General features: G+C 61.2%; 21 protein-coding genes and 1 riboswitch. Of the genes, 11 read left to right on the forward strand and 10 right to left on the reverse strand.

Annotated elements, in window-relative coordinates:
• The first annotated feature begins 117 nt into the window (after positions 1-117).
• The 4 genes from glyS to FB009_RS03795 all read left to right on the forward strand — a co-directional run bounded on the left by glyS (position 118) and on the right by FB009_RS03795 (position 3,643).
• The gene (gene glyS, locus FB009_RS03780) at positions 118-2,283 is read left to right on the forward strand and encodes a glycine--tRNA ligase subunit beta (RefSeq protein ID WP_011974669.1); all 2,166 of its coding nucleotides are present in this window, start codon (positions 118-120) and stop codon (positions 2,281-2,283) included.
• A 63-nt stretch (positions 2,284-2,346) separates the two neighbouring features.
• Complete coding sequence (locus tag FB009_RS03785; RefSeq protein ID WP_011974670.1) at positions 2,347-2,832, forward strand: DUF523 domain-containing protein; 486 nt, start codon at positions 2,347-2,349, stop codon at positions 2,830-2,832.
• Positions 2,833-2,963: 131 nt separating this feature from the next.
• Positions 2,964-3,221, forward strand: a complete 258-nt coding sequence (locus FB009_RS03790; RefSeq protein ID WP_102045724.1) for a FitA-like ribbon-helix-helix domain-containing protein — start codon at positions 2,964-2,966, stop codon at positions 3,219-3,221.
• The gene (locus FB009_RS03795) at positions 3,218-3,643 is read left to right on the forward strand and encodes a type II toxin-antitoxin system VapC family toxin (RefSeq protein ID WP_011974672.1); all 426 of its coding nucleotides are present in this window, start codon (positions 3,218-3,220) and stop codon (positions 3,641-3,643) included. The genes FB009_RS03790 and FB009_RS03795 overlap by 4 nt, the downstream gene beginning before the upstream one ends.
• 160 nt (positions 3,644-3,803) lie before the next feature.
• On the opposite strand, the gene FB009_RS03800 is transcribed toward FB009_RS03795, so the two are convergent.
• From FB009_RS03800 to FB009_RS03820, 5 genes are all read right to left on the reverse strand, one after another.
• Positions 3,804-4,310 (reverse strand): plant virulence effector HPE1-like domain-containing protein, encoded by a 507-nt coding sequence (locus FB009_RS03800; RefSeq protein ID WP_011974673.1) that lies wholly within the window; start codon positions 4,308-4,310, stop codon positions 3,804-3,806.
• Positions 4,311-4,426: 116 nt separating this feature from the next.
• Positions 4,427-5,698 (reverse strand): phosphoribosylamine--glycine ligase, encoded by a 1,272-nt coding sequence (purD, locus tag FB009_RS03805; RefSeq protein ID WP_011974674.1) that lies wholly within the window; start codon positions 5,696-5,698, stop codon positions 4,427-4,429.
• 74 nt (positions 5,699-5,772) lie between these two features.
• Entirely contained in the window at positions 5,773-8,166 is a 2,394-nt protein-coding gene (locus FB009_RS03810; RefSeq protein ID WP_050578913.1) for a putative bifunctional diguanylate cyclase/phosphodiesterase, read from the reverse strand.
• Positions 8,163-9,200, reverse strand: coding sequence for a polyamine ABC transporter substrate-binding protein (locus FB009_RS03815; RefSeq protein ID WP_011974676.1), 1,038 nt, complete (start codon positions 9,198-9,200; stop codon positions 8,163-8,165). The genes FB009_RS03810 and FB009_RS03815 overlap by 4 nt, the downstream gene beginning before the upstream one ends.
• 100 nt (positions 9,201-9,300) lie before the next feature.
• Positions 9,301-10,497: an MFS transporter gene (locus tag FB009_RS03820; RefSeq protein WP_011974677.1), complete on the reverse strand. Its 1,197-nt coding sequence runs from the start codon at positions 10,495-10,497 to the stop codon at positions 9,301-9,303.
• Between the two features lie 111 nt (positions 10,498-10,608).
• On the opposite strand from FB009_RS03820, the gene FB009_RS03825 reads away from it, so the two are divergent.
• The 3 genes from FB009_RS03825 (at position 10,609) to ubiA (ending at position 13,643) form a co-directional block, all read left to right on the forward strand.
• The gene (locus tag FB009_RS03825; RefSeq protein WP_011974678.1) at positions 10,609-11,424 is read left to right on the forward strand and encodes an AraC family transcriptional regulator; all 816 of its coding nucleotides are present in this window, start codon (positions 10,609-10,611) and stop codon (positions 11,422-11,424) included.
• Positions 11,425-11,802: 378 nt separating this feature from the next.
• Positions 11,803-12,609 (forward strand): MipA/OmpV family protein, encoded by an 807-nt coding sequence (locus FB009_RS03830; RefSeq protein WP_011974679.1) that lies wholly within the window; start codon positions 11,803-11,805, stop codon positions 12,607-12,609.
• Positions 12,610-12,683: 74 nt separating this feature from the next.
• Complete coding sequence (gene ubiA / locus FB009_RS03835; RefSeq protein ID WP_024311953.1) at positions 12,684-13,643, forward strand: 4-hydroxybenzoate octaprenyltransferase; 960 nt, start codon at positions 12,684-12,686, stop codon at positions 13,641-13,643.
• Between the two features lie 364 nt (positions 13,644-14,007).
• Here ubiA and FB009_RS03840 read toward each other — a convergent pair whose 3' ends face one another.
• Positions 14,008-14,574, reverse strand: a complete 567-nt coding sequence (locus FB009_RS03840) for a DUF6101 family protein (RefSeq protein ID WP_011974681.1) — start codon at positions 14,572-14,574, stop codon at positions 14,008-14,010.
• Positions 14,575-14,942: 368 nt separating this feature from the next.
• On the opposite strand from FB009_RS03840, the gene FB009_RS03845 reads away from it, so the two are divergent.
• Positions 14,943-17,252 carry a DUF1217 domain-containing protein gene (locus FB009_RS03845; RefSeq protein WP_024311952.1) on the forward strand — a complete coding sequence of 770 codons (2,310 nt, stop codon included), beginning with the start codon at positions 14,943-14,945 and terminating at the stop codon, positions 17,250-17,252.
• 37 nt (positions 17,253-17,289) lie between these two features.
• Here the strand turns inward: FB009_RS03845 and FB009_RS03850 are convergent, their stop codons facing one another.
• From FB009_RS03850 to FB009_RS03860, 3 genes are all read right to left on the reverse strand, one after another.
• Complete coding sequence (locus tag FB009_RS03850) at positions 17,290-18,723, reverse strand: FAD-binding oxidoreductase (RefSeq protein ID WP_011974683.1); 1,434 nt, start codon at positions 18,721-18,723, stop codon at positions 17,290-17,292.
• 47 nt (positions 18,724-18,770) lie between these two features.
• Complete coding sequence (locus FB009_RS03855; RefSeq protein WP_011974684.1) at positions 18,771-19,745, reverse strand: L-threonylcarbamoyladenylate synthase; 975 nt, start codon at positions 19,743-19,745, stop codon at positions 18,771-18,773.
• Positions 19,746-19,842: 97 nt separating this feature from the next.
• Positions 19,843-20,439, reverse strand: a complete 597-nt coding sequence (locus tag FB009_RS03860) for a DUF6656 family protein (RefSeq protein WP_011974685.1) — start codon at positions 20,437-20,439, stop codon at positions 19,843-19,845.
• A gap of 317 nt (positions 20,440-20,756) precedes the next feature.
• Positions 20,757-20,960: riboswitch (cobalamin riboswitch) on the forward strand.
• A 113-nt stretch (positions 20,961-21,073) separates the two neighbouring features.
• Here FB009_RS03860 and FB009_RS03865 point away from each other — a divergent pair.
• A complete protein-coding gene (locus FB009_RS03865) occupies positions 21,074-22,318 on the forward strand; it encodes an aromatic ring-hydroxylating oxygenase subunit alpha (RefSeq protein WP_011974686.1) in 1,245 nt (414 codons plus the stop codon).
• Complete coding sequence (locus FB009_RS03870) at positions 22,315-23,415, forward strand: hybrid-cluster NAD(P)-dependent oxidoreductase (protein WP_024311949.1); 1,101 nt, start codon at positions 22,315-22,317, stop codon at positions 23,413-23,415. Before FB009_RS03865 ends, FB009_RS03870 begins: the two co-directional genes overlap by 4 nt.
• Position 23,416: 1 nt before the next feature.
• Here the strand turns inward: FB009_RS03870 and FB009_RS03875 are convergent, their stop codons facing one another.
• A complete protein-coding gene (locus tag FB009_RS03875; RefSeq protein WP_028054066.1) occupies positions 23,417-24,478 on the reverse strand; it encodes a glycoside hydrolase family 25 protein in 1,062 nt (353 codons plus the stop codon).
• 257 nt (positions 24,479-24,735) lie between these two features.
• Between FB009_RS03875 and FB009_RS03880 the strand changes: the two genes are divergently transcribed.
• On the forward strand, positions 24,736-25,149 hold the full coding sequence (locus FB009_RS03880; protein WP_011974689.1) for a BA14K family protein: 414 nt from the start codon (positions 24,736-24,738) through the stop codon (positions 25,147-25,149).
• Positions 25,150-25,186 lie beyond the last annotated feature (37 nt).

Here is a 25,186-nt window from a genome sequence, read left to right on the forward strand (position 1 = left end):
GCGGTTTCGGGACAATGACATGCCAAAAACAATGGCTTAAAGCGCAGCGCGTGATTTCGCTGGAACGCGACTCGCTTCAAGCTCCCGCGACACCCTTCCGGAACAGAACAAAGTCTCATGCCCGATCTTCTCATTGAACTGCGCTCCGAAGAAATCCCCGCCCGCATGCAGCGCAAAGCGGCCGGAGATTTGAAGAAGCTCGTGACCGACGCTCTGGTCGAGGCGGGACTGACCTACGAAGGCGCGCGGGAATACTGGACGCCGCGGCGGCTGACGCTCGACATTCGCGGCCTGAATGCGCGCTCCGCCGATATGCGCGAGGAGCGCAAGGGGCCGCGCATCGATGCGAACGATAAGGCGATCGAAGGCTTTCTGCGCGCGGCAGGACTCTCGTCCATCAGTGAAGCTCATGTCCATAATGATCCGAAGAAGGGCGACTTCTATGTCGCGCACATCGTCAGGCGCGGCCGGGAGGCGGAAGAGATCGTCGCCGACGTGATGCCGGCGATCATTCGCGACTTTCCCTGGCCGAAATCCATGCGCTCGGGTGCCGCTTCGGCGATACCGGGCAGCCTTCGCTGGGTCCGTCCGCTGCAGTCGATCGTCTGCACCTTCGGCGCGGAACATGACGAGACGAAGGTGATCCCCTTCGAGGTCGACGGCATCGTCGCGTCCAACATCACCTACGGCCATCGCTTCCACGCACCGGAGGCGATCGCCGTCCGCCGCTTCGCCGATTACGCCGAGAAGCTCGGAAAGGCGAAGGTGGTGATCGACGCGGAGCGCCGCAAGGAAATCATCTCCGCCGACGCCCACAACATCGCTTTCGCCAATGGCCTTGAACTCGTCGAGGATGAGGGCCTTTTGGAAGAGGTCGCCGGACTGGTCGAATGGCCGAAGGTGCTGATGGGCAGTTTCGAGGAAAGCTATCTCGCAATTCCGTCGGAAATCATCCGGCTGACGATCAAGACCAACCAGAAATGCTTCGTTACGCGCAAGCCCGGCGCAGAAACGCTGTCCAACAGGTTCATCCTCGTTTCGAATATCGAGGCGAAGGATGGCGGCAAGGAAATCGTCCATGGCAACGGAAAGGTCGTACGGGCGCGGCTCTCCGACGCAGCCCACTTCTGGAAGCGCGACCAGGGCGATTTGCCGGATCTCGAAACGCTGGCCGCATCTGCCGGGAAGTTCGGGCTCGATCTGAAAAAACCTCTCGACCAGCGGATGGCCAAGCTGGACGCCTTGAACGTGACCTTTCATGCCAAGCTCGGCACGCAAGGCGAGCGCGTGGCCCGTATCCGTTCGCTCGCTGCAGCGCTCGCCAAGATCACCGGTGCCGACCCGGCATCCGTCGCGCGCGCGGCCGTGCTCGCCAAGGCTGACCTGCGCACCGAGGCCGTCGGCGAGTTTCCGGAACTGCAGGGCATCATGGGCCATAAATATGCAGTATTGCAGGGTGAAAGCGCGGCCGTCGCCAATGCGATCGAAGACCACTACAAGCCTCAGGGCCCGTCGGACCACGTGCCGACCGACCCCGTCTCGGTTTCGGTCGCACTTGCCGACAAGCTCGATACCCTCGTCGGTTTCTGGGCGATCGACGAAAGGCCGACCGGTTCGAAGGACCCCTATGCATTGCGTCGGGCGGCCCTTGGCGTGATCCGCCTCATTCTCGAAGGAAGGGCTCGGCTGCCGCTCCTGCCCTGTTTCGACGTCGCTCTGGCCTCACTCAAACTGCAGCGACCGGCCATGGCGGCGGATGTTTCCGGTGACCTGCTGGCTTTCTTCCATGATCGCCTCAAGGTTTATCTCCGCGATCTTGGCGCTCGGCACGACCTGATCGACGCGGTTCTTGCGCCGGATGCGGACGACCTGTTGATGATTGCTCGGCGCGTTGAGGCGCTGACGGCCTTCATCACGGCCGAGGAGGGCAGAAACCTTCTGGCCGGCACGAAGCGCGCGACGCAAATTCTCGCTGCCGAAGAGAAGAAGGGCACGGAAGTCGCAGCCTCGGTTGACGAAGAATTGTTCCGGCTCGATGCCGAGCGGTTGCTGTATGCCTCTATCAAGGTCGCGTCGGACGGTGCGCGCGCGGCGATCGCCAAGGAAGATTTCCGCTCGGCGATGGAGGCTCTCTCGAAGTTGCGCGAGCCGGTCGACGCCTTTTTCAACGATGTGCTCGTCAATGACGAGGACAAGGCGATCCGTGCAAACCGCCTCGCACTTCTGGGGCTCATCCGCTCGGCGACCGGGGAGGTCGCGGATTTCTCGAAGATCTCCGGGTAACGCCGGAGTGGCTCTCGCATCGCCGAGCTTGTCGCGTTACCGGCTGCCGGTTATGACTCGGCGATGATCACGAGGATCCTCGTCAGTGCCTGCCTTATGGGGCAGGCGGTGCGTTACGACGGCGCATCGAAGCCGCTTGTCCACCCGGCGATCGATCGCTGGAGAAGGGAAGGCCGGCTCGTCACCATTTGTCCGGAAATGACTGCCGGCATGCCCGTGCCGCGTCCACCGGCCGAGATCGAAGGCGGCAGGACGGGTGCCGAGGTGCTCGCCGGGAGGGCCCGTGTCCTCGAGAGGACTGGCGGCGATGTGACGGCTGAGTTTCGCCGCGCCGCGCAGAACGCTCTTGCGCTTGCAAGCGAGACGAATTGTCGCTTCGCCCTGTTGATCGACGGCAGCCCGTCCTGCGGCTCCGGCTTCATCTATGACGGCCGGTTCAGCGGTGAACGTGTCGCGGGTGAGGGCGTGACGGCCGCGCTGCTGCGCGCCAACGGCATCGAGGTCTATTCGGACCGCGACATAGAAGCGCTGGTCGCTAGAGCGGGATGAGTGTGTGCGGCTTTCCGACCGCATCTCGCGTCTCAACTCCATGGTTGGCGGCGACCTTGCGTTCGATTTGCCGGTATGCTTGCATTATGTTATGATGATATCAATGCAGCTAGTATCTGGAATGCGAAGCAATGCCATCAATCACAATCCGCAACGTTCCGAGCGAGGTGCATCGTGCTATCCGTGTTCGGGCGGCCATGCACGGCTGTAGCACCGAGGCCGAAATTCGCAGCATCCTCGAACAGGCCGCCAAGCCCGAGGGTCGCTTGAAGCTTAGTTCACTGCTGACGTCAATTGCGCGCGAAGCGGGGGGGCTGACCGACTCCGAAGCCGAGGGCTTCAATCAGCTTCGCGACAAGACCCCGGCCGAGCCGATGGGCTTTGAGTGATCGTTCTCGATACCAACGTGATCTCCGAACTGTGGAGGATCGAGCCGGATTCCAACGTGCTGACCTGGATCGACGCGCAGATGGTGGAAACCCTCTACCTGTCCACGATCACGGTAGCCGAACTGCGCTTCGGTTTAGCGGCCATGCCCGCAGGCACGCGTCGAACGATCTATTTGGATCGGTTGGAGCGAGAGGTCTTGCCGGCCTTTTCCGGGCGTGTCCTGCCCTTCGATCTGGGCGCCTCACAGGCCTATGCTAACCTGATGGCGCGGGTGAAAATGGCTGGCAGGGGCATCGGAAAGGCGGACGGCTACATCGCCGCGACGGCGGCATCACGCGGCCTGATGGTTGCCACTCGAGATGTCAGTCCATTCGAGGCGGCAGGACTGACCGTCCTTAACCCCTGGCGCGCCGCGCGATGATGGCGGCAGGTGTGCCGACACCGGGTCGCGAAATCGGAGTGTCGCTCTAAAGATTACGCCCCTGCTTCTCTCAGGGGCGCAATCTCTCGCTATTGCAGCGAATTTGCCCGCCAGCCTTGAACATCGACTGACCGGGGCAGGGAACCTTAATGATATGGTATCAATTTAGGCGAAGATCGAAAGCTGCCGGATCAATTTTCCGTGAACCGCCAGCTTCGGACGCGGTAACCGGCATCGCCTGAGAGATCGTCGCAACCGAAGCGGTTTTTGCGGTGCCGTCGATAGAGATTTCCGAAATAGCCGGGGGGAAGGCCGTTGCCGAACGATCTGCTACGGCCTGCTCACCGGTCTTCATTGCCGCGGCCCGGATTGCCTCGTTGGATGCATCGTTGACGAAAATCACCGGCGATCCGCCCAGCCACGCCTCTGTGCGGACCGACTTCACCGCTCCGTGGATTTCCTTGATCTCAACGCGATCCGTGCCCGGCGCAAGCTCGGGGACGACGTAGGAATGTTTCTTCTTCGGCTGCAAAGGCGGACAATCGGCGCAGGAAACCGTTGCTACGCTCGAATTGACGGCCTCGCCGGAGGTGACGTCCTCGATCGAAGAGGCCGCCGTCGGACCGGCGGCAGAGACGAGAGCGGCGGTGATCAGCAGGGATCGCATTGATCTATCCTCGATTGGTCGAGGTGAGAATAACGGCCTCCCGTTACCGCCCTGTCAGGAGAAATGATAAAAGTTGAACGATACGGCCCTTCCTGCAGCGCCACTCGCTGGAGCCGTCAGGCCGTCTCGCGCGCGACCGCCCGCCAGCCGATGTCGTTGCGATGGAAGCCGTTTTCCCAGGTAACGTTGCGAACGGCCGCATAAGCCGCGTCCTTCGCCACCGAGACCGACTTTCCCGTGGCGGTGACGTTCAGCACGCGGCCGCCGGTAGCAACCAGTCTGCCGTCCTTCATTGTGGTGCCGGCATGGAACACTTTCGTTGTGGCGGATGCCTCGGGGAGGGCGTCGATCGGCGTATCTTTTTCGTAGGAGCCTGGATAGCCGCGCGCGGCCATCACCACGGTCAGAGCAACGTCGTCCCGCCATTCGGCCTTCATGCCTTCGAGCGTCCCGGTGGCCGCCGCATAGAGCAGTGGAAGGAGGTCGCTTTGGAGGCGCATCATAAGCACCTGGCATTCGGGATCGCCGAAGCGCACATTGTATTCGATGAGTTCCGGCCCCTTCTCCGTAATCATCAGGCCGGCAAAGAACACGCCGGTGAAGGGATAACCGTTTTCGGACATGCCGCGAACGGTAGGCTGGATTATCTCTCTCATCGTCCTTTCGACCACCTCGGGGCTCATGACCGGCGCAGGCGAATAGGCCCCCATGCCGCCGGTGTTCGGTCCGGTGTCGCCGTCTCCGACACGCTTGTGGTCCTGCGCAGAACCGAGCGGCAGCACGTTCTTGCCGTCGCAAAGGCAGAAGAAGCTCGCTTCCTCGCCATCGAGATAGGCCTCGACCACCACCTCGGCGCCGGCCGCGCCAAAGGCGCCGGCGAAGCATTCGTCGACTGCGGCAAGGGCCTCTTCGAGGTTCATCGCGACGGTCACACCCTTGCCGGCGGCAAGCCCGTCCGCCTTGATGACGATCGGCGCGCCCTGTTCGCGAACATAGGCCCGGGCGGACTCGGCGTCGGAGAAACGCTTATAGGCGCCGGTCGGGATTCCATATCGCGCGCAGAGGTCTTTGGTAAAACCCTTGGAACCTTCTAGCTGAGCCGCTGCGGCGGAAGGGCCGAAAACCGGAATGCCCGCCCCGATAAGGACGTCGGCAAGACCGGCGACCAGCGGCGCCTCGGGACCGACGACCACGAGGTCGATTGCATGGCTGCGACAGAAATCGACCACGGCCACGTGGTTTCCCACGTCGAGCGCAACGATTGCGGCCTCTTCGGCGATGCCGGGATTGCCGGGCGCGGCATAAAGAGTGGTCAGCCTCGGCGATTGCGCGATCTTCCATGCAAGCGCATGTTCGCGGCCGCCCGATCCGATCAGAAGAACCTTCATCGCCATCCTCGCCGTCAGGAATTATAGCGCTGCGGTTAGGACGGCAGGCGGGACGAGGTCAAGGGAAAAGCGGTTCAGCCTGCAATTTTCCTTGCGTCTTCCGGCGTCTTGCTCTCGGGCCGGAAGCTGCTGTCAGCCGGTTTTTCAACGGCGTGCGCGACGCGAGACAACGCCCAGATTGCCAGTTCGGCGAGCGGGAGCGGCTTACTGATCAGATAGCCCTGAAAGCGGTCGCAGCCTGCAGCCTTCAACATAGCGAGCTTTTCCGGCGTATCGACACCTTCCCCGACCACGGCCATCCCTTTCGCGTGGCATAGCGCGATCACTGCCCTGAGCACCGCCAGGGACTCCGAAGCGTTCAGGTTCGAGACGAGCTCCCGGTCGAGCTTGATGGTGTCGGCGGCGTAGCCGATGATCTGCTGGACCGAAGTGTAGCCAGCGCCGAAATCGTCTATGGACAGCCGGAAGCCCTTGCTTCGCAACTCATCCATACGCAGGCGCAATTGGTCGCTGATCTGGACCGCGAAAGTCTCTGTAAGCTCGATGTCGATCGATTGAGCCTCGAGATTGTGGCGCGCGAGGCAGTCCGAAAGATGTTCACTGATCGCCTTCGAGTGCAGCTCGGCCGACGATATGTTGATCGCCAGCACCGTATCTGGCCCGAACAGCGCCTTCAGCTGACGGCAGTCCGACATCGCCTTGTCTACGACCCACCAGTCGATCTTCGTGAACAGACCGGAGCTCTCGGCGATCGGCACGAATTCATCGGGCGTCACGTTCCCAAGGACCGGCGAGTACCAGCGCAGCAGCGCCTCGCAGCCGTTAACTTTTCCGCCCGCGTCCACGATGGGCATGTAGACCAGATGAAACTGTTGGTCAGGGTCGAGTGAGCGCAGCTCGTCCTGGATCTGTCGCTGGCGGGTTCGCTTGTCGTTGAGCGCGCGGGAAAAGCGGGCGGAGCGGTTCTTGCCGGCGCTTTTGGCCTGATACATTGCGGCGTCCGAATTCGAGATCAGTTCCGCGACCGAGCTCGCATCATCAGGACATACCGCCACGCCGATGCTTGCCGTGACCGGATAACGCTTGCCGGACAGCTCGAACCCGTCCGAAAATAGCGCGAGGATTGCAGCGCAGGTCTCCCTCACCACGCCGTCGCCGGGCTGCGAGCGTAGGAGAACCGCAAACTCGTCGCCGGACAGCCGGGCGAGAATGGCCGGCTCCTGACCGCGCCCGCCCGTGATTGCCCCGACATCATGGGCGATCCGGGCCGCGAGCGTCTTCAGGAGTTCGTCTCCGACGTCATGGCCGTGCTTGTCGTTGACAAATTTGAAATTGTCGATGTCGATGAAAAGAAGGCTGCATTTGTCGCCGGACGCGACGGTTTCCCGCACGGCCTGCGCTGCAAGGATGTTGAAGCGCGCCCGATTGTTGATGCCTGTCAACGCGTCGGTCCATGAACTCCGCTGTACGAGTTGAAGGGACTGCACGGATTGCCGATGCAGCTCGCGGATGTTGCCGGTAAGACGGCCGATTTCTCCCGCCCCGCCCACCTTTGCGATCTCTTCGCGTTCTGCGGCCATCACGGCCATGACATTGGCATCGAGCGTTGCGATCGGCCCAGTTATGAAGCGGCGAATGAGCACGACGATGAGCCAGATCGAGAACAGACTCATGGCCAATGCGCCAAGCGCCAGAAGCACTTTCTGCCGCAGCATCTGTGCGTTGAAATGCGTATCCGAAACCGTCAAGGTCGCATGCAGGGAAGGTCCGAGAGGGACGCTCGCCGAGAGGTCGTCGGTAACCGCGAGGGGCCAGGGCTGGAGGACGATATCCGCTCCATATTCCTTTTCAAGGGCTGCCTGCAGCTTCAGAAAACGATCGGGTTGCACCGCAACCTGCATCAAGAGAGCATTTTTCCTGTTGCTGGGGGAAGGCCGGCCGAAGGTTATCGGATCGACGAACAAGGAATAGACGATCCGCGGCCTTTCACCGGTGGCGTCGACATAGGTCCAGTCGCCGAGTTTCGAACCGTTGGCCAGCTGGCGGGCGAGATCGAGCTGTGCCTGATCGATCTCCGCAAAAGGATCCCAGCTGTTTTCGAAGTAGTACTCGGTTTCCAGCCGGGCGTTGAGAACCGCAAAGGACAGGTAGCCTGCGGGATCGTCCAGCAGCGATTTCAGGCTCTCCTGCAGCCGGACGCCGAATGCGGTGGCGCGGTATTTCCTGTCTGTTTCGGCGACATATTGGCGTAACGCATTGCCGCTCAGCAGTGCATTGAGGGCACCGCGACTGCGTCGAACCTCGTTCTGAAAGACGGCTGCGGCATGCTCCAGCCGTTGCGAAAGTTTGGCGTGCTCGAGTGCGCGGATGGAGCGGCTCTGCGCCACGTGAACTGAAAAGGCTGCCAGAAGGTAGCCCGCCAGAACGACTGGAAAGATCAGGATGAGCGCGCGCTTGCCGAGGGTCACTGGAAATTCGCCAAAGTGTTGATAATGCGCCGGCGCGCCTCGATCGAGCGGACGGACAGTTCCCGGGGATGCTGGTTCTTCTCCATTGTTTCGGTCGGCGGGTAGATTTCCGGATCGGCGCGCATGGTGTCTGGAAGGAGCCTGAGCGCCGGGCCGCTTGCGGTCGGCATGTTGAGCGCGAGCGCGTTGGCGGCGGCCGCCTCAGGCGATCCGATGAAATTCAGGAACGCGAGGGCCTGTTGCTTGCGGGGCGACCCGGCCGTGACCGAGAAGCAGTCGAGCCACGACAACGTGCCCTCTTTCGGGACCGAATAGCGCCAGAGCCCCGCCTTTCCAGCTTTTTTGTTGAGTACGTGCTGATCGCCGCTGTAGCCCAGCGCCAGATATATGTCCCCGGCCAAAGCCGGATCCTGAATCGAGGTGATGACGTAATCATAGGTCAGTACGAAAGGCGCCTGTGCCTTCAGGAGCCCGAAAGCGGCCTTGAGGGTTTCGGTATCATCGGCATTGACCGAGGCGCCGAGCAGCATCAACGGGGGTACGAAGATCTCGCTTTGGTCATCGAACATGGCGATGTGCTTGCGAAGAGCCGGCGCAGGACGCATCATGTCCTGCCAGGACGCCGGCGGCTGTGTAACCACGTCGGAGCGGTAAAGGATGCCTACTGTTCCCCAGAAATAGGGAAGCCCGTAGTCGGCGCAGGCTTTCCGCCATTCCGGCGCATAGTCCTGGAGCGCGGGAACGTTGACGTCGGAGAGCTTCTCGATGATGCCCTTGCGGCCGAAAAGCTTCGCGCCGCCCTCATCGACGATGACAAGATCGATGTTGCGGCCGGGATCTGCGAGGATCTCGTCGCGGGCGTCGTCGCTGTCGAAATTTATCTGGCGGATGGAGACGCCCGTCTTCTCGGTCCAGCGATCGATGAGATCCTGGTCGACATAATCTTCCCAGATAAGCAGGTTGAGCGTCTCGGCACGGCTTGCGGAAGCGCAAAGCAGTGCCGTCAGAACGACAATTACCCCACATGCCCTCATTCTTCGCCCCTGCTCACCCCCATCGCCGGACGCTACCCGGCAATGATTGAGGAATGCTTACGTCAGGAGCAAAGATCGGACGACGCGAGCGAACGCAACTCTATCGCGCAGGCAGCTTCGGCAAAAATATGGTGAGCAGTCCGAGGAGCGGGAGATACGAGCAGATCAGGTAGACGAACTCGATTCCCTGCCGGTCGGCGACGACCCCGAGAACCGCGGCGCCCATGCCGCCGGCGCCGAAGGCAAAGCCGAAGAAGACACCGGCGATGAGCCCCACCCTGCCCGGAACGAGTTCCTGCGCGAAGACGACGATCGCCGAGAAGGCCGACGAAAAGATAAGGCCGATGATGACGCTCAGCACGCCCGTCCAGAAAAGGTTTGCATAGGGCAGCAGAAGGGTGAACGGCACGACGCCGAGGATCGAGAACCAGATGACGAAGCGCGCGCCGAACCGGTCGCCGATCGGGCCTCCGAGGAACGTGCCTGCGGCTGCCGAGCCGAGGAACAGGAAAAGCATCAACTGCGCCTGCTGTACGCTCGTGCCGAATTTTTCAATGGCGAAGAAGGTGAAGTAGCTCGAGATGCTGGTGAGGTAGACGTTCTTCGTCGCCGTCAGCAGGACGAGGATCGCAATCGTCCACATGACGCGCGTCTTCGGCAGCGGCAGCACCCGGCTCGGGACAGGGCGGCTCATGGTCGAGCGACGGTGGCGCACGTACCACGTGCTCACCCAGGAGAGCACGAAGAACCCCGTGATCGCGACGACGGAAAACCAGCCGAGGCTGCCCTGTCCGAAAGGGAGAACAATGAAAGCGGCCAGCAGCGGCCCCAGCGCGCTTCCGGCATTGCCGCCGACCTGGAACAGCGACTGCGCCAAGCCGTGGCGACCGCCCGAGGCGAGGCGGGCCACGCGGGAGGATTCCGGATGGAAGATCGCCGATCCGATGCCGATCAGGCTCGCTGCGACAAGCAGCATCCAGAAGTGGTCGGCATTGGCGAGGAGCAGCAGGCCCATGCAGGTCGAGAGCATGGCGAAGGGCAGCGAATAGGGCAGGGCCCAACGATCCGTCACGATGCCGACGAGCGGCTGCAGCATCGAAGCCGTCACCTGGAACGTGAATGTCAAAAGGCCGATCTGGACGAAATCGAGAGCGTAGTTTTCTTTGAGCAAAGGATAGAGCGCCGTCAGCAGCGATTGCATGATGTCGTTCAGCATGTGGCAGAAGCTGACTGCCAAAATGACCGAGAATGCTGTCTTTTCGGGGCTGATGCTGCCCGCGGACGTGACCGTTGCCATGGAATGTTCCTTCGGGGCGGCTCGCCAGGGGAGCCGTTTCGGCTCATCTCTAAACGGCTTGCCGCTGGCCTGCTTTTGTGATTTGGTCGATTTCTTTCGCGAGTGGGCCAGATGCCGATATCCGATGGAAGCTACCTGCCGAAGTTGCCCGACGCTGACCATTTCAGAAGCCTGGAATGGATCGAGAAGGCGAACGCACCCGTTCTGGCGATTGGGAAGGATTACGCATGCGGCCTCGTCGTGCCTCCCCACAGCCATAGCCGGACCCAACTCTGGTGGGCGCGTTCAGGCGTTGTGCTCGTCTACACCTCGGGCGGGCGCTGGATGATCCCTCCCGGTCATGCCCTGCTGATCCCCGCGGGAATTGAGCACTCGGCCGAGATGGTCAGCGACGTCCGCATGCATTCGACTTACATACCGCCAGAGGCAAGCGAAGCGCGCCGGCCTCTCGTGTTGGAGATGAGCCCGCTCGTCGGCAGTCTCATCGACGAACTTATCGTTGCAGGGAACGAAGCATCTACCGAGAAGCGCGAGAGCCTGATCATGGAATTGCTGCTCACGGAAATCCCTCGGCTCTCTCAGAGGCCTCTGGGTCTGCCTTTCCCGCGGGACCGCAAGCTTGCGGTTATCTGTCGGCAATTTGTCGAGGCGCCGTCGGCATCCGCGAGCATCGATGCGTGGGCGGCGAGCATGGGCATCAGCCGACGTTCTTTTACGCGGCTCTTCCGGCAGGAGACGGGCGTCAGCTTCGGCACATGGCGGCAGCAGGCCTGCATCTTCGCTTCGCTGCCTCGCATTGCCGACGGTGAACCGATAACCACGGTTGCGTTGGATGCCGGTTACGAGAACGTCGCTGCCTTCACGACCATGTTCCGCCGCATGCTCGGCGCGCCGCCCAGCGTCTATCTACGCGACCAGCGGACCTGACCGACCATCGTCCCGTCACTGGCGCCGCGGACTACTGCATGTTTCATTTAATCGGATCCGACTGGAGGACAAAAACATGCAGCATATCAAGTGCTACAGCGACCTTTGTGCGTCTGATAAGACGCACGGCGCTGTAGTGCAAAAAGGAAATCGAAGTGCAGAGGCTTAAGCACGTCTATAAGACCTGCGGCGCTGTAGTCCAATTTGCAATCTTCCTTTCGCCTGATATGTGAAATGGAAGCCGAAGCGACGGGTTAACGAAATCGTAGGCCTTATTGCCGATAGGCTGGCATTGAATGACTTGAACTTTCGCCCCTTTTACGTGCACCGTCACGTTTCAGGTTCCCCCCGCCGACAAACTATTCTCCGGAGTGTAGATTGCGCATCCCTGTTGTTTTGCTCGCGTCTCAGGCTTTCCTCCTTTCGGCTGGTGTCGCTTCGGCCGAAGACCGTCAGTATCCATGGTCGGGGGACTGGTACCTGAAGGTCGGCGCCACCGGCTTTCTCGGTCCGGAATATGAAGGCAGCTCAAAGACGATGCTTCAGGCGGCGCCGCTCGTTTCGATGGGCAAGGTGGGAAGCAGCGTGCGCTTTTCGTCCCGCAACGACAACATATCCTATGCCTTGGTCGATCACGTCCACTTTCGTGCCGGTGCTGTCGGCAAACTGATCTTCGAGCGCGATGAAGATGCCTCTGACGATCTCAAAGGCCTCGACCCGGTGAAATTCGGCGGCGAACTCGGCGGTTTCGCCGAGTTCTACCCCACGGACTGGATGCGTTTCCGCGCTGAAGTCCGTCAGGGTATCCGCAGCCATCACGGGGTGGTCGCCGATATTACGGCCGACGCCTTCACGGATGTCAGCGAAACGATCCGCATTTCGGCCGGACCGCGACTGACCGCGGCAACAAGCGATTATTTCGACGCCTACTACGGCGTCAACGCTGCAGAGTCAGCAGCTTCGGGCCTCGGTACCTATGACCCCGATGGCGGCATTCATTCCGTGGGTCTGGGCGCGGCGATCAACTGGCAGGCGACGGAGAAGCTGGAGACGGGCGCCTATGCCGAATATCGTCGACTGCTGGGTGCGGCCGCCGATTCAAGCCTCGTCAACGAGCGCGGCAGCCGCGACCAGTTCCTCGTCGGCGTATCCGCGACCTACCGCTTCGATTTTACGCTACCCTGACTGGTGCCTGAAGGATCGGACGGGATTGAAACGGGGCGCTTGACCGGCCGTGTTTGCAGGGCCAAACAGTGGCTATGAACAGCTCTTCCATCGATTCCGGCCGCGTCCACGATGCGCCGTCCAACAATTGGGTCTACCGGGTCTTGCCGCGAGCGCTATGGCCCTATGCGCAGCTCGCCCGCTGGGACCGTCCGATCGGCTGGCAATTGTTGATGTGGCCATGCCTCTGGTCCGCCGCGATGGCAGCCGGAGCGGCCGCATCGCTCGGCAGCTTCTCGGCCGGGCGTTTCCTCTTCCATATCTTTCTCTTCATCGTCGGGGCGATCGCCATGCGTGGCGCCGGCTGCACCTACAACGACATCGTCGATCACGATATCGACATGGAAGTCGCTCGTACACGCTCGCGCCCGCTACCTTCCGGTCGCGTAACGCGCTTCCAGGCGAAGGCATTCATGTTGCTGCAGTCGGTTGTGGGTCTTGCCGTCCTGCTACAGTTCAACGGGTTCACGATTTTTCTCGGCGTGCTGTCGCTCGCGTTGGTGGCGATCTATCCGTTCGCCAAGCGCTTTACGGATTGGCCGCAATTCTTCCTCGGCCTCGCCTTCTCCTGGGGCGCGATCATGGGCTGGGCGGCGGAATTCGGCAGCCTGTCCTTCGCGCCGGTCATGCTCTACGCGGCGGCCATCACCTGGACGATCGGCTATGACACGATCTATGCCTATCAGGACAGGGAGGACGACGAACTGATCGGCGTTCGCTCGACAGCCCGCCGCTTCGGCGACAATCCGCGGCCGTGGCTGATCGGGCTCTATGGGATCGCCGTTCTCCTGATGCTTTTCGCGTTCCTCGCGGCCGGCGCCGGCTTCTTCGCCTATCTAGGGCTTGTGGTGGCGGCGGTGATGCTCGCCTATCAGATACTGGTGTTGAACATCCACGATCCGCTGCAATGCCTCGCGCTGTTCAAGTTCAACGGCGTCGTCGGCCTCATCATCTTTGCCGGACTGGTGCTCTCGCTTCTCGTTCGCCTGATATGAAAAATCCTCCGGAATCCGGAGGATTGTCGGTAGAGCCAAATCGATACGAAATCCCAGCGGAAACGCCGGTTTTATGCCCAACTCGATTCGGTCGCCACCTTGCGGCGCCGGGCTGCTATGTGCCTGCCGAGCAGGACTCGGACGGTTGAGAGGGTCGCGAGAAGGCGTTTGCGGATCATGTTGTCTCCTTCATACGTGTCCTTGGATACGAGCCGCTTATGGCATGAAGGAGGCGATGGGTTTGTTTCGGCGGTAACACTCCCCGCAATGCGGAAAGATATCGTGGTTGCATGAAGCGTTGCCGCAACAAGCAAAAACCGGCCGCGGGCGCGGCCGGTTGATCAGTCGAGAGGGTAGGCTTTGTTCAGGCCCGTGCGATGATTTCGCGTCCGTCGATCTTCATCTGGATACCGAGACTGCCGGTGGAGCGGCGCACGAGGAATCGCGGCCGGCGCTCGGCAAAAAATGAGTGACGACGGCGCGGCTTCGCCTGAGCGGCGCGGACATCGCCTATATGCTCCTCGAGCGGCCGTGCGACCCCGTCTGCTTCCACCATGAGCATCGGGACGCGATAGGCATCGGCCCAGGCACGCCAGTCGGCCGCGATGTCGGAGAGATCATGAGCCACGAGCAGCGGAATGCAGAGATCCGGATCATCGTGATGGAGTTCGAGCGTCACTGTAACCTCCCCGTCGCCATGGTCTATCGCCCGCGCCGCCACGCCCTTGAAAGCTCGCGCCGGTAGAGCGATCGAAAGCGGCAGGCCGCTGGATGGTAGCACCTTGCGCAGAACAGCGCCACGCTCGTCAAGGCTGATGCTGACATTCCCCGTGTGGCCGCGCAACACGTAGCTTGCTTGCTGCGGAAATCGCTTCGGGTCAAGTCTGAGCGTGTTTTCGACCCATGCCGGTTGAGAGAGTGAATTGCGCATTTCGAATCGCCCTTGTTTTTCCTTGAGAGCCGTTTCCGGCCTTTCCGTCGGGACTTTTCGTCCTCTGAGCGTGGAGGATAGGGCGGCTCCCTTCCGGGCGACTTAAAATTCGCGGTTAAAAAAACTTTGCTGTGTCCAATGGTTAGCAAAAGCCGACGCGGCAAGGTTTCTCTTTCGTCAACGAAATCGCTGGCATTTTTCGGTGCGCTTTGCCAGCGGGTGCGGGCGGAAACCATACACAGTTTTCCCGATCCCGCTCCAGCGGGAAAAGCCACACACAAGCATGCTGGGCGATCTTCACCATCATCGGAGTGGTTTCAGGGGACGTCGAAGCGCCGGCGGTCCCGTTTCTTGCTGGCGGGCGACGTATGGTTTCGACTTATCTCGACTACAATCTGATCGCACGGGACATGAAGCTCAGCCTGCGGCGCGTGTCGGAGCAGACGATCGTCGCCCGGGATACGCAGTATTACAGGGAGAACATCGCCAGTGTGGCCTCCGTCGACGCGTTTCTCGCCGATTACCGCCTCTATTCTTACGCGATGAAGGCCTATGGCCTGGGCGATATGATCGATTCGGTCGCCTTCATGCGGAAGGTGCTCGAGAGCGATCTCGCCGACGACAACAGCTTCGCCAACAAGCTGACGGACGAACGCTACCGCGAATTCGCGATGGCGTTCAGCTTCAGCGGCGGGACGGCGGTTTCCCAGACCGAAGCGCAACTGGACGAGATGATTGGCCTCTACAACACGAGTATCGCCAGCATCGGGGAGACCCAGAAGGAAGAGACGCGCTACTACAACCTCATGGTCGACAAGGTCACGAGCGTCGATCAGCTCCTGAACAATGACCGTCTGCGGGCCTACATCTTTACCGTTTTCGGTATCGACGAGAGCACGTACTCCCGTGAAACGCTCCGCAACGTCCTTTCCAGCAATGCCGACGATCCGGACAGCTACGAGAACACCGTGCTCGAACCCAGACTAACGGAGCTCCAGACGGCCAGAGCCGACGCTCAGGCGAAGCTCCAGCAGAGCGGCACGACGCAGGCGGAGAAGCTGGAACTCCAGGCGAAGATAGCCACCTACAATAAGTCGATTTCCACCGTCAGCAATTACCTGGCGATGGCGGCGGCTTTCCAGTTCAGCGCTGACGGCACGGTGGCCGCCGGATCGGCTCAGACTGCCGCGCACAAGAAGACCATGAATGAACTCTACGTTTCCAGTAATCCGCGGATCACGCCCCAGGCAGCGTTGCTGAACAAGGCCTATTTCGAGGAGAAGATCGCGAGCATCACGAACGTCAGCGAGCTCGTCGCCGATACGCGCATTTACAACTACATCCGCACGGCATTCGATCTCAACGAGGTCACCATCGTGCCGGCGACGATCAAAAATATCCTGACCAGCGATCCGGACGATCCCGACAGCTACATCAACACGATCGGCAAGGGCAACGAGAACTACAAGGCGCTCGCCAGGGCTTTCAATTTCCAGGCTGACGGTACGCTGGCCGCGGGCGATGCTGCACAGACTGCGGAGCAGACGACGCTTACCTCCAGCCGCTACATGACGCGCTATAACGACAAGGACGACGCAGCCGACGAGAAGGCGATAGGCGCCTATAAGCTTGCCGTCGAGAAGATGGTGTCCGTCGGTGACTTCATCGAAACGGCTTCGATTTACGATTTCGCGCTGAAAGCCGTCGGTCTCGATCCGGATGCCGAAAGCACACGGACGATCAAGCGTGTGCTGATGAGCGATCTCACCGATCCGGGAAGCTTCGTCTACACGCTGAAGGATGAGCGTTACCTGAAGCTCGCCCAGCTGTTCAACTTTACGACATCGGGCGATATCGGCGTTCCGGCATTGGCTCAGCCGGAGACACTGATCCAGGAGACCGCCAAGACCTATATCGTCAACAAGTCTCGTTTTGGTTCAGAAGAGGACAAGGCCGAGGCTGAAGCGGAAGCCGAATATTATACAGCCGAGGTCGCCAAGCTCGCCTCTCTCGACGCGTTTCTGGCCGATTCCCGCCTGGTGGCTTTCGCTCTCGAGGCAAACGGCATCGATCCCGAGAACGTCACCATCGATTTTCTCCGCGAAATCTTTACCTCCGATCTGGACGACCCGAAGAGCTTCATCAATCAACAGCAGAACTCCGGATCCTATATCGCCCTGGTCACCTCGTACAATTTCGACCGCAGCGGTAATATTCTTCGCGAGGACAAGAGCGTCATCATCACGCGGCAGGGGCTTTACGAGACCTTCGACCGGTATCTGCACCAGACGCTGGAAGAACAGGCAGGCGAGGACAATGCAGGTGTGCGCCTGGCACTCTATTTCGAGCGCCAGGCAGGTTCTCTCGTCGACGCCTATGATCTCCTGGCAGATGATGCGCTCGCCGAAGTGTTCCGCACCATCTTCAGCCTGCCCGACGAATTCAGTTCCATGGATATCGATCAGCAGGCAAAAATCGTCGAGAAGAACCTCGATCTTGAGAAGTTGAGCGAACCGGCCGAACTGAAGAAACTCCTCGCGCGCTTCACCGTTCTCTACGATCTGGAGAACAATACGGAAGTAGATCCCGCGGTGGTTGTGCTTTCGGGCGGCGGCGGCAATATCGGCATCAGCGCCGATACACTGTTCCAGCTGTCGCAGCTCAGGCGGGGCGGGTAGGACGTGACCGGAAGCACGTGCTTCCGCGTCACTCGCCTCAATCCTCGCGCAGCACCTTATCGGGGTTCATGATTCCCGCCGGATCGAAGGCATGCTTGATCCGCCGCATGAGGTCGATCTCGATCGTTGAGCGTATCGCCGCGAGTTCGTCGCGCTTCAGCTGGCCGATGCCATGCTCGGCAGAGATCGAGCCATCATGTTTGAGCACGACCGCGTGGACGATCGCATTGATCTCGCGCCATCGGTCGAGAAAGCTCTGCTTGTCCGCGCCGACCGGCTGGGAGATGTTGTAGTGAATATTGCCGTCGCCCATATGGCCGAAGGCGCAGATGCGCGCGCCGGGGATGGCCTTCGAGACCAGCGCATCGGCCTCCGCCATGAAGACCGGAACGCTCGATACCGGGACCGAGATGTCGTGCTTGATGGAGCCGCCTTCCGGCTTTTGTGCTGGCGACATGCTCTCGCGCATATGCCAGAGGGCTTTGCGCTGCGCCTCGTTCTGGGCGATGACGGCGTTTTCGACGAGGCCGTCCGCGATCCCGGCCTCGAGGAGGTCTTGGACCATGCGCTCGGCGCCATCGGCCGAATCCGAGGTGGAGATATCGATCAGCGCATACCAAGGATGCGTCGTTTCCATCGGGTCGCGTACGCCGGCGATATGCCGGGTGGTGAATTCGATGCCGAGCCTCGGCATCAGTTCGAAGCCGGTCAGTGCCGGGCCGCAAAGGCTCGATGCGCGATCGAAAAGCATGAGCGCGTCCTCGACGCTCCTGAGGCCGGCAAAGGCCACCTGGTGCCCGCGGGGTTTCGGGTAGAGCTTCAGCACGGCGCCGGTTATCACGCCTAGGGTTCCCTCGGCGCCGATGAAGAGATCGCGCAGATCGTAGCCTGTATTGTCCTTCTTCAGGCGACGGAGCCCGTCCCAGATTTCCCCGGTCGGAAGCACCACCTCCAGACCCAGGCAGAGCTGGCGCATGTTGCCATAGGCAAGCACGGCTGTGCCGCCGGCATTGGTCGAAAGATTGCCGCCGATACGGGCCGAGCCTTCGGAACCGAGCGACAGGGGGAAAAGCCGGTCGACGTCGTCGGCCGCCTTCTGGATGTCCTCCAGGATACAGCCGGCATCGGCGACGATCACGTTGCCAACCGGATCGATGTCGCGGATGCGGTTGAGCCGTTCGAGGGAGAGGACCACATCCGCCTTGCCTTCGCGCGGGATCTGGCCGGCCACATGCCCGGTATTGCCGCCTTGCGGGACGACGGCGGTACGAGTCTGGCTTGCAAGCCGCATGATCAGCGAAACTTCCTCGACGGTGCCGGGCCTCAGGACGAGCGGCGTCGTACCGCGATAGAGCCCGCGGGACTCGACGAGATAAGGTGCCGCGTCTGCCGGCGCGGTCAGTGCGTTGGCGGGGCCGACGATCTCGGCGAAGGAGGCGATGAGCTCGGGAGACGGAAGTGAGATGGTCATGGGCCTGCCTTGGATCAGGTTGGTTGCTTCAGGCTTACCGACGGCTATCAGCTTCGCGGCGCGGCCGCGCGCTGCAACCGGTCGATGATCGCTTCTCCGAGCCCTTCGCTCGGGATCGGGCCGAAAGCAATGGTCGCGGCGCCGCTGACATCCGCTTTCTTCATATAATCAAAAAGATTGGCCGCGGCTTCCCGCAGGCTGCCCGTGGGGCTTAGATCCATGACGATTGCGGCATCGCCTTCACCGGGCAGCGCTTTTCCTCCGAAGCGGATCAGGGCTTCGCCTCTCCGCACGTCGTCGGCATTGATGCGTACAGCCGCGCGGGGCGCATAGTGGGAGGCTAGCATGCCCGGCGCCTCGATCGTGGCGCCGGCCGTCTCCGGCCGCTCGATAGCGAGCCCTGTGAGCGCTTCAATCTCCGCGGCGTCAAGTCCCCCGGGCCTCAGCAGCCGAAGGGCTCCGTTGTCGACCTTGACGATGGTGGATTCCAGCCCGATCGCGGCCGGCCCTGCATCGAGGATAAGCTTCAGCCTGGGGCCCAGATCCCCCTGCACATGGGCCGCACTGGTGGGGCTGATCTTGCCCGACGTGTTGGCGCTCGGCGCTGCCAGAGGCCGCCCGAACCGGGCGATCACCCGACGCGAGAAGCCGTCGGGCATCCGAATCCCGAGCGTGTCGAGACCAGCAGATGCGAGCGTGTGCACGGTGCTTTCGTGCCGCTGCGGCAGGATCAGCGTAAGTGGCCCGGGCCAGAAAGCCTCGGCCAGACGTCTCGAGAGCGGATCGAAGGTCACATGGGCCTCTGCCATCGCCAGATCGGAGACGTGGCAGATCAGCGGATTGAACCGCGGCCGCCCCTTCATTTCATAGATGCGGCTGATCGCATCTGACGTCGTGGCATCGGCGGCGAGGCCATACACCGTCTCCGTCGGGATCGCGACGGGCTCCGCGTCCGAAAGAACAGCGCAGGCCGTCTCGATTGCCCGCTCCGGTTCGATGCGCGTGTCGATGATTTCGGCCATGGCGTTCTGATCCTTTCCGCCGCTTTCCTTAGAGCCTTTCCATTCAAACAGGAAAGGCTCTAACGGAGAGATTGCGAAAACAGAACGATTTTCTTGGTCAAAGTCCGCGAATGATCCGGCGCAAGGCCTCGTCGCGTGCGCCGAGCATCAGCACGTTCTTCAGTGCCACTTTAGGATCCTGCGTCCGGAAAATCAGCCCGTTGCCGCGCACATTGCGATTGACGACGATCCGCTCCTCGCCGGCATCGGGCTCGATTGCGACCGCGAAAAACATGCGCGAATAGCCCGGCTGGATCCGGTCGAAGAAATGCGTCTCGTCCCCGAGGTCGCAGAAGAAGTTCGCGAAGTAAAAGGACCAGGTGATCTCATGGTGTTCTGCGAGGCGCGTTTTCGCGGCGGTCACGTGGCAATATCCGAGATGCGGGCTGCTGGCGAGCGTGCGGTGGAAGACCATCTTCGGGAACCGGATCGAGGCATGAAAACCGTTGATTCGCCTGTGGGTCGTCTCGCCGGCTGTCGTCAGCTTTCGCGCCGTCTGCTGGGCGACCTCGGCATAACTCAGATACTGACGCTCGTCCGGCAACCACCGGCGTCTATCGATCCGGCCGGTCCGCAGGAACTCGGTGTGAGCCGTGGCTTTCGGCGTTGCGGCCGGCGCCTTGTCGGCGGCGTCGTAATATCGGAGTTTTGCCATGGGCGTCGTCGCGCCATCCTGTCCGCAAACGGGTTGATCGCAGCGGATGTTAGATCCTTACGGTTAACGATTTCGTTCCGGTCATGTCCGAGGCGTCGATCGCCCCTTGCGCTGATGAGCAGTGTCGCAGAATGGCCAATGACCTTCGCGCCATGAACGGCGCTGCCGAAAAACCCGACGCCCGCGCGAAGTTTCACCTATTTCCTTGTTTGTTATGCATAATATTGCCCGCCTATGTGCCGTTTTCATTCCGTCCTCCTGTCGTCTTTCTGGAATCGGATGTCGTCTATTGGCAGTTGCCCGGCCGGTCCTCAGGCTTAGATGGACACACTCAAGGTGCCGCCTGAAGGGAGGGCGGAGAATTGGGAAGCCGGTCAGATCCCGGCGCTGCCCCCGCAACGGTGGTGGAGCGAACAGCCACGGCAGAAGGCCACTGGACAGCGCGTCCGGGAAGGCGCCGGGTAGGTCCCCCTGCGGGACAGCTCCAGAGCCCGGAAACCAGCCTTGAAGCAGAAACGAATCGAAGCTGGTTGCGGCGGGCAGCCGGATCGGAGCCAATTGCGTTGCGGGTCCACAGGACCGGCGCGGGTTCCAGTCCTGCCTGTCCGAAACGGCGGAAAACGAGGATAAGGGCATGGAAATTCAGACCGAAATGCTACGCAAGCTGAAGACCCGTCGCGAAGGCTACAGCCTCGACCGCGCCTTCTACGTCGATCCCGGCTATTACCGTCAGGATCTGGAGCAAATCTGGTACAGGGACTGGTTGTTCATCGGGCATGATTGCGAAATTCCGCGCCCGGGGAACTATTTCACCGTGCAGGTGGGGGAGTACCCCGTAGTGCTCGTGCGCGACCGCCAGGGCGCTATTCGTGCTTTGCACAATTCGTGCCGTCACCGCGGCTCCCGCGTCTGCACGCAGCACAGAGGTTCATCCGCCAAACTCGTTTGTCCCTACCACCAATGGACCTACGAGCTCGACGGCCGGCTGCTCTTTGCGCGACAGATGCCCGAGGGATTCGATCCGGCCGAACACAGTCTGAAGGCCATCCACTGCGAGACGGTCGGCGGCTACATCTTCATCAGTCTTGCCGATGAACCGGTGGACTTCCGGCAGTTCCGCGAAACGGTCGCGGCCTATCTCGCGCCCCATCGCCTTGGGGAGACCAAGGTCGCCTTCGAGAGCACCATTGTCGAGAAAGGCAACTGGAAGCTCGTCTGGGAGAACAATCGGGAGTGCTATCACTGTGCCGCCAATCACCCGGAGCTCTGCCGCACCTATCCGGAGGCGCCGACAGTGACCGGCGTTCAGGGAGCGATGGATGACCCCGAAATCGGTGCCCATTGGCGCAAATGCGAGAATGCGGGCCTTCCCAGTGCCTTCAGGATCGCGCCAACCGGCCAGTTTCGCATGACCAGAATGCCGCTGATCAACGGAGCCGAGAGTTATACGATGTCGGGGCAAAGCGCCGTGCTCAAGCCACTTTCCCCGCAGGTGAATGCCAGCGGCATCGGCACGCTGCTTCTCTTCCATTATCCCACCACCTGGAACCATATCCTCGGTGATCACGCGATCACCTTTCGCGTGCTGCCGCTCGGTCCGGAATTGACTGAGGTTACGACCAAGTGGCTCGTCAACAAGGAGGCGGTCGAGGGCGTCGACTATACCATCGAGGATCTGACGCATGTCTGGACGGAAACCAACGACCAGGACCGGCAGATCGTCGAGGAAAACGCCTTCGGCATCCGTTCTCCGGCCTATGAACCAGGCCCCTATTCGGCCGAGCACGAGGGCGGCGTCATGCAGTTCGTCGAGTGGTATTCGAGTTTCATGCTGGACCGCCTTCAGGGCGGAGCCACGCATCTTTCGCGGGTCGCATGACCATGGAGATGCCTCGCGCCTTTCACCATTTCGACGAGCTCGACCCCTGGAGAGACCGGCAGCACATGCTGCAGTGCGTTTCGGTGGCCACGGAGACGGCGGACGTCATGACCTTCACCTTCCGTTCCGACAAACCGGCCTGGTTCCGCTACCTGCCCGGGCAATTCGTGACGCTCGAATTGCCCGTCGAAGAGGAGCCGGTGATGCGCACCTATACGCTGTCGTCCACGCCCTCGCGTCCGCTTTCGATCGCGGTGACGGTAAAGGCCCAGCCGGGGAGCGTCGGTACCCGCTGGATGTTCGACAATCTGAAACCCGGCATGGTGCTGAAGGCGTTCGGGCCGTTGGGGGATTTCAGCTTCGTCCGTCATCCCGGTGAACGGTATCTCTTCATTTCGGCGGGGTCGGGCATCACGCCGATGATATCGATGACACGCTGGATGGCCGACTGCGCGCCGGAATCGAATGTCACCTTCATCTCCTGCGCCCGGCGCCCGGACGATCTCCTCTTCAAATACGAGCTGGAAGTTCTCGCGCGGCAGATGCCGCAGCTCAATCTCGGCTTCCTCGTGGAAGGACACGAGGCGCGGCATGGCTGGCATGGACTGCGCGGCCGTCTCGACGCGACGAAGCTGCCGTTGCTCGCTCCGGATTTCATGGAGAGAACCGTCTTCTGCTGCGGGCCGGAGCCGTTCATGGCCGGCGTACGGGACATGCTGGAGATGGCCGGCTTCCAAATGGAACGCTACCATCAGGAAAGCTTTCAGCCCGCAACTGCGCCTTCGGCCGAGGACCTCGCCATTCGGGAAGGACCGGCTGCGGACACCGAGGCCGGCGCGTCGCGGGTGACTTTCACCATGAGCGGCAAGGAGGCGCCAGCTCTTCCCGGCCATACAGTTCTGCAAACAGCGCGCGCGAACGGAGTCAGGATCGGGGCCGCCTGCGAGGGCGGCATATGCGGAACCTGCCGGGTGATGAAGATCGCGGGCGACGTGGAAATGAACCATAATGGCGGCATTCTCGACGACGAGATCGAGGAGGGTTACATTCTCGCCTGCTGCTCGCGGCCGATAGGCGACGTCCAGATCGAGGCCTGAGTTACCGGCGCTCGGACTGGTAGGGAAGACGTGCCTCGGCAGCCCTGACGGCAATGGAACCCGTGACGGTCGTGTCGGCCCTCGCTCCGGACCCGCTCTCCGCTTCGGCGCGGCTTATAAGCAAAGGCTGCTTGAGTACGGCCACGGCCTTGGCGTCGAGTGCCGGGGCCATGCCGGCGGTGGCCGAAGCGATAAAGGTTACCACCGGTGCTTTCTCCGCCAGGAGCGCGCCGTGGGGCCAAACGCTTTTCAATGCCGACGCGCTCATCGCTGCGACGTTCACATCGATATCATTGAGGGTGCCGGGGACCCGGTACGGGCAGCGCTTTTTGCCGCAATTATGCGCCGAAGAGAATTGCCAGAGCGCATAACCCTCCCAGTTCCCCATCGGAAATACGTTTCGAATATCGGGCTTGTAGCGCGCGTACCAGAGGGGAAGGCGCGAAAGCAGCCGATGCTCGAAGCGGTTGGCGGCAATGTGTTTGGCGGTGGCGTGGTTCGTATAGAGGACCGGATAACGACCGGTCCGTGCCTTGACGTGGCCGGCAAAAATCGCCGCATCTTCGAGCGACATGTATTTTTCTGGGTCGATCCCTTCAATATCGAGCACCATCAGCTCGTCGTCGCGCGGATCGGCATAGTCGATGAAGTGATTTGCCTGATCGACCGGATTTCCGGGCCTCGCGAGATGGTACGCGCCCCAGAGTAGTCCATGCGAGCGCGCGATCAGACGACGCGTCTGATAGAGCTCGCGGCTGACCGCGTATTTGCGCCACATGGTCCTGCAATGAGCGACCGTGTCGCCGCCGTGGTCGCCGGTACAGGTGAAGCTCTCCGGCAGCCCGTCGGAAGCTTTCGCGATGAAACCCGCGATCCGCTTGTCCTTCAACATGGCTTCCCAGTCGATGCTGTTCAGCTCGTAGGCATCGACGATAATTGCGTTCCGCCGCTCTTTCCACGGCTCCACCTCGCCAGCGCGTGCGTTCGCCGCCGCGAAGGTCAGGCCCAAGAGGACCGCCAGGCGCAAGATCATCCCTATGATTGAGATTCCCCGCTTTTCCATTCTCTGAGATTGCCGACTTACCGTTAACAGGTCGTGAATCTCAGCCCCGGCCCCAATCTGCGCGAGGCGGGCGCTTCTGTACACCGACCTGAAGGGGCAAAGTCGAGATCGCGATTCCGCTCTGGATTGCAGCACTGTGCGGCGCTTCTTTCGGTGCATGCGCTCGCACCGGTTGCCTCTGTAAAATAATGCTCTAATTTGGTGTGATGGCCAATCAGTGGCCGACCGTACATGGATAACGAGGCCAGGAGGAAATGATGTCAGGCAAATGGCTTTCGGGCGTGCTTGCTGCGATCGCGCTGGCAGCGTCGGCGATGCCGTCGCAGGCTTTCACGCCTTTGCCCCCGCAAATCGTCATCGAGAGCGGCGTCACGAACGCTCAGTACGCGCCGCGGCGCGGCTACTACCGGTACGGCGATTACTATTATTACAATGGTTATCGCGGCTACCGCTATCAACGCCCCGGCTATCGATATCATCGTGGCTGGTGGTATCCGAGGGCCGCTTTCGGCATCGTGATCGAGCGTCGCCCCGCCTATCGCCCACCGGTCCGCTATGGTAGCCGGCATGTCGATTGGTGCTATAATCGCTATCGCTCCTACAGGGCATACGACAACAGCTATCAGCCCTTTAACGGCCCGCGTCGGCAGTGCTATTCGCCCTATAGTTGAGCAGACCGGCTGGAGCGCGATGCGGAAAAGTGTGCGC

The organism is Sinorhizobium medicae (assembly GCF_007827695.1).
In the GTDB taxonomy this organism is placed as follows: domain Bacteria; phylum Pseudomonadota; class Alphaproteobacteria; order Rhizobiales; family Rhizobiaceae; genus Sinorhizobium; species Sinorhizobium medicae.

Coding starts and splice junctions, on each gene's coding strand:
- glyS (WP_011974669.1), top strand. CDS start 118: ATGCCCGATCTTCTCATTGAACTGCGCTCCGAAGAAATCCCCGCCCGC.
- FB009_RS03785 (WP_011974670.1), top strand. CDS start 2,347: ATGATCACGAGGATCCTCGTCAGTGCCTGCCTTATGGGGCAGGCGGTG.
- FB009_RS03790 (WP_102045724.1), top strand. CDS start 2,964: ATGCCATCAATCACAATCCGCAACGTTCCGAGCGAGGTGCATCGTGCT.
- FB009_RS03800 (WP_011974673.1), bottom strand. CDS start 4,310: ATGCGATCCCTGCTGATCACCGCCGCTCTCGTCTCTGCCGCCGGTCCG.
- purD (WP_011974674.1), bottom strand. CDS start 5,698: ATGAAGGTTCTTCTGATCGGATCGGGCGGCCGCGAACATGCGCTTGCA.
- FB009_RS03815 (WP_011974676.1), bottom strand. CDS start 9,200: ATGAGGGCATGTGGGGTAATTGTCGTTCTGACGGCACTGCTTTGCGCT.
- FB009_RS03820 (WP_011974677.1), bottom strand. CDS start 10,497: ATGGCAACGGTCACGTCCGCGGGCAGCATCAGCCCCGAAAAGACAGCA.
- FB009_RS03825 (WP_011974678.1), top strand. CDS start 10,609: ATGCCGATATCCGATGGAAGCTACCTGCCGAAGTTGCCCGACGCTGAC.
- ubiA (WP_024311953.1), top strand. CDS start 12,684: ATGAACAGCTCTTCCATCGATTCCGGCCGCGTCCACGATGCGCCGTCC.
- FB009_RS03840 (WP_011974681.1), bottom strand. CDS start 14,574: ATGCGCAATTCACTCTCTCAACCGGCATGGGTCGAAAACACGCTCAGA.
- FB009_RS03845 (WP_024311952.1), top strand. CDS start 14,943: ATGGTTTCGACTTATCTCGACTACAATCTGATCGCACGGGACATGAAG.
- FB009_RS03850 (WP_011974683.1), bottom strand. CDS start 18,723: ATGACCATCTCACTTCCGTCTCCCGAGCTCATCGCCTCCTTCGCCGAG.
- FB009_RS03855 (WP_011974684.1), bottom strand. CDS start 19,745: ATGGCCGAAATCATCGACACGCGCATCGAACCGGAGCGGGCAATCGAG.
- FB009_RS03860 (WP_011974685.1), bottom strand. CDS start 20,439: ATGGCAAAACTCCGATATTACGACGCCGCCGACAAGGCGCCGGCCGCA.
- FB009_RS03865 (WP_011974686.1), top strand. CDS start 21,074: ATGGAAATTCAGACCGAAATGCTACGCAAGCTGAAGACCCGTCGCGAA.
- FB009_RS03870 (WP_024311949.1), top strand. CDS start 22,315: ATGACCATGGAGATGCCTCGCGCCTTTCACCATTTCGACGAGCTCGAC.
- FB009_RS03875 (WP_028054066.1), bottom strand. CDS start 24,478: ATGGAAAAGCGGGGAATCTCAATCATAGGGATGATCTTGCGCCTGGCG.
- FB009_RS03880 (WP_011974689.1), top strand. CDS start 24,736: ATGTCAGGCAAATGGCTTTCGGGCGTGCTTGCTGCGATCGCGCTGGCA.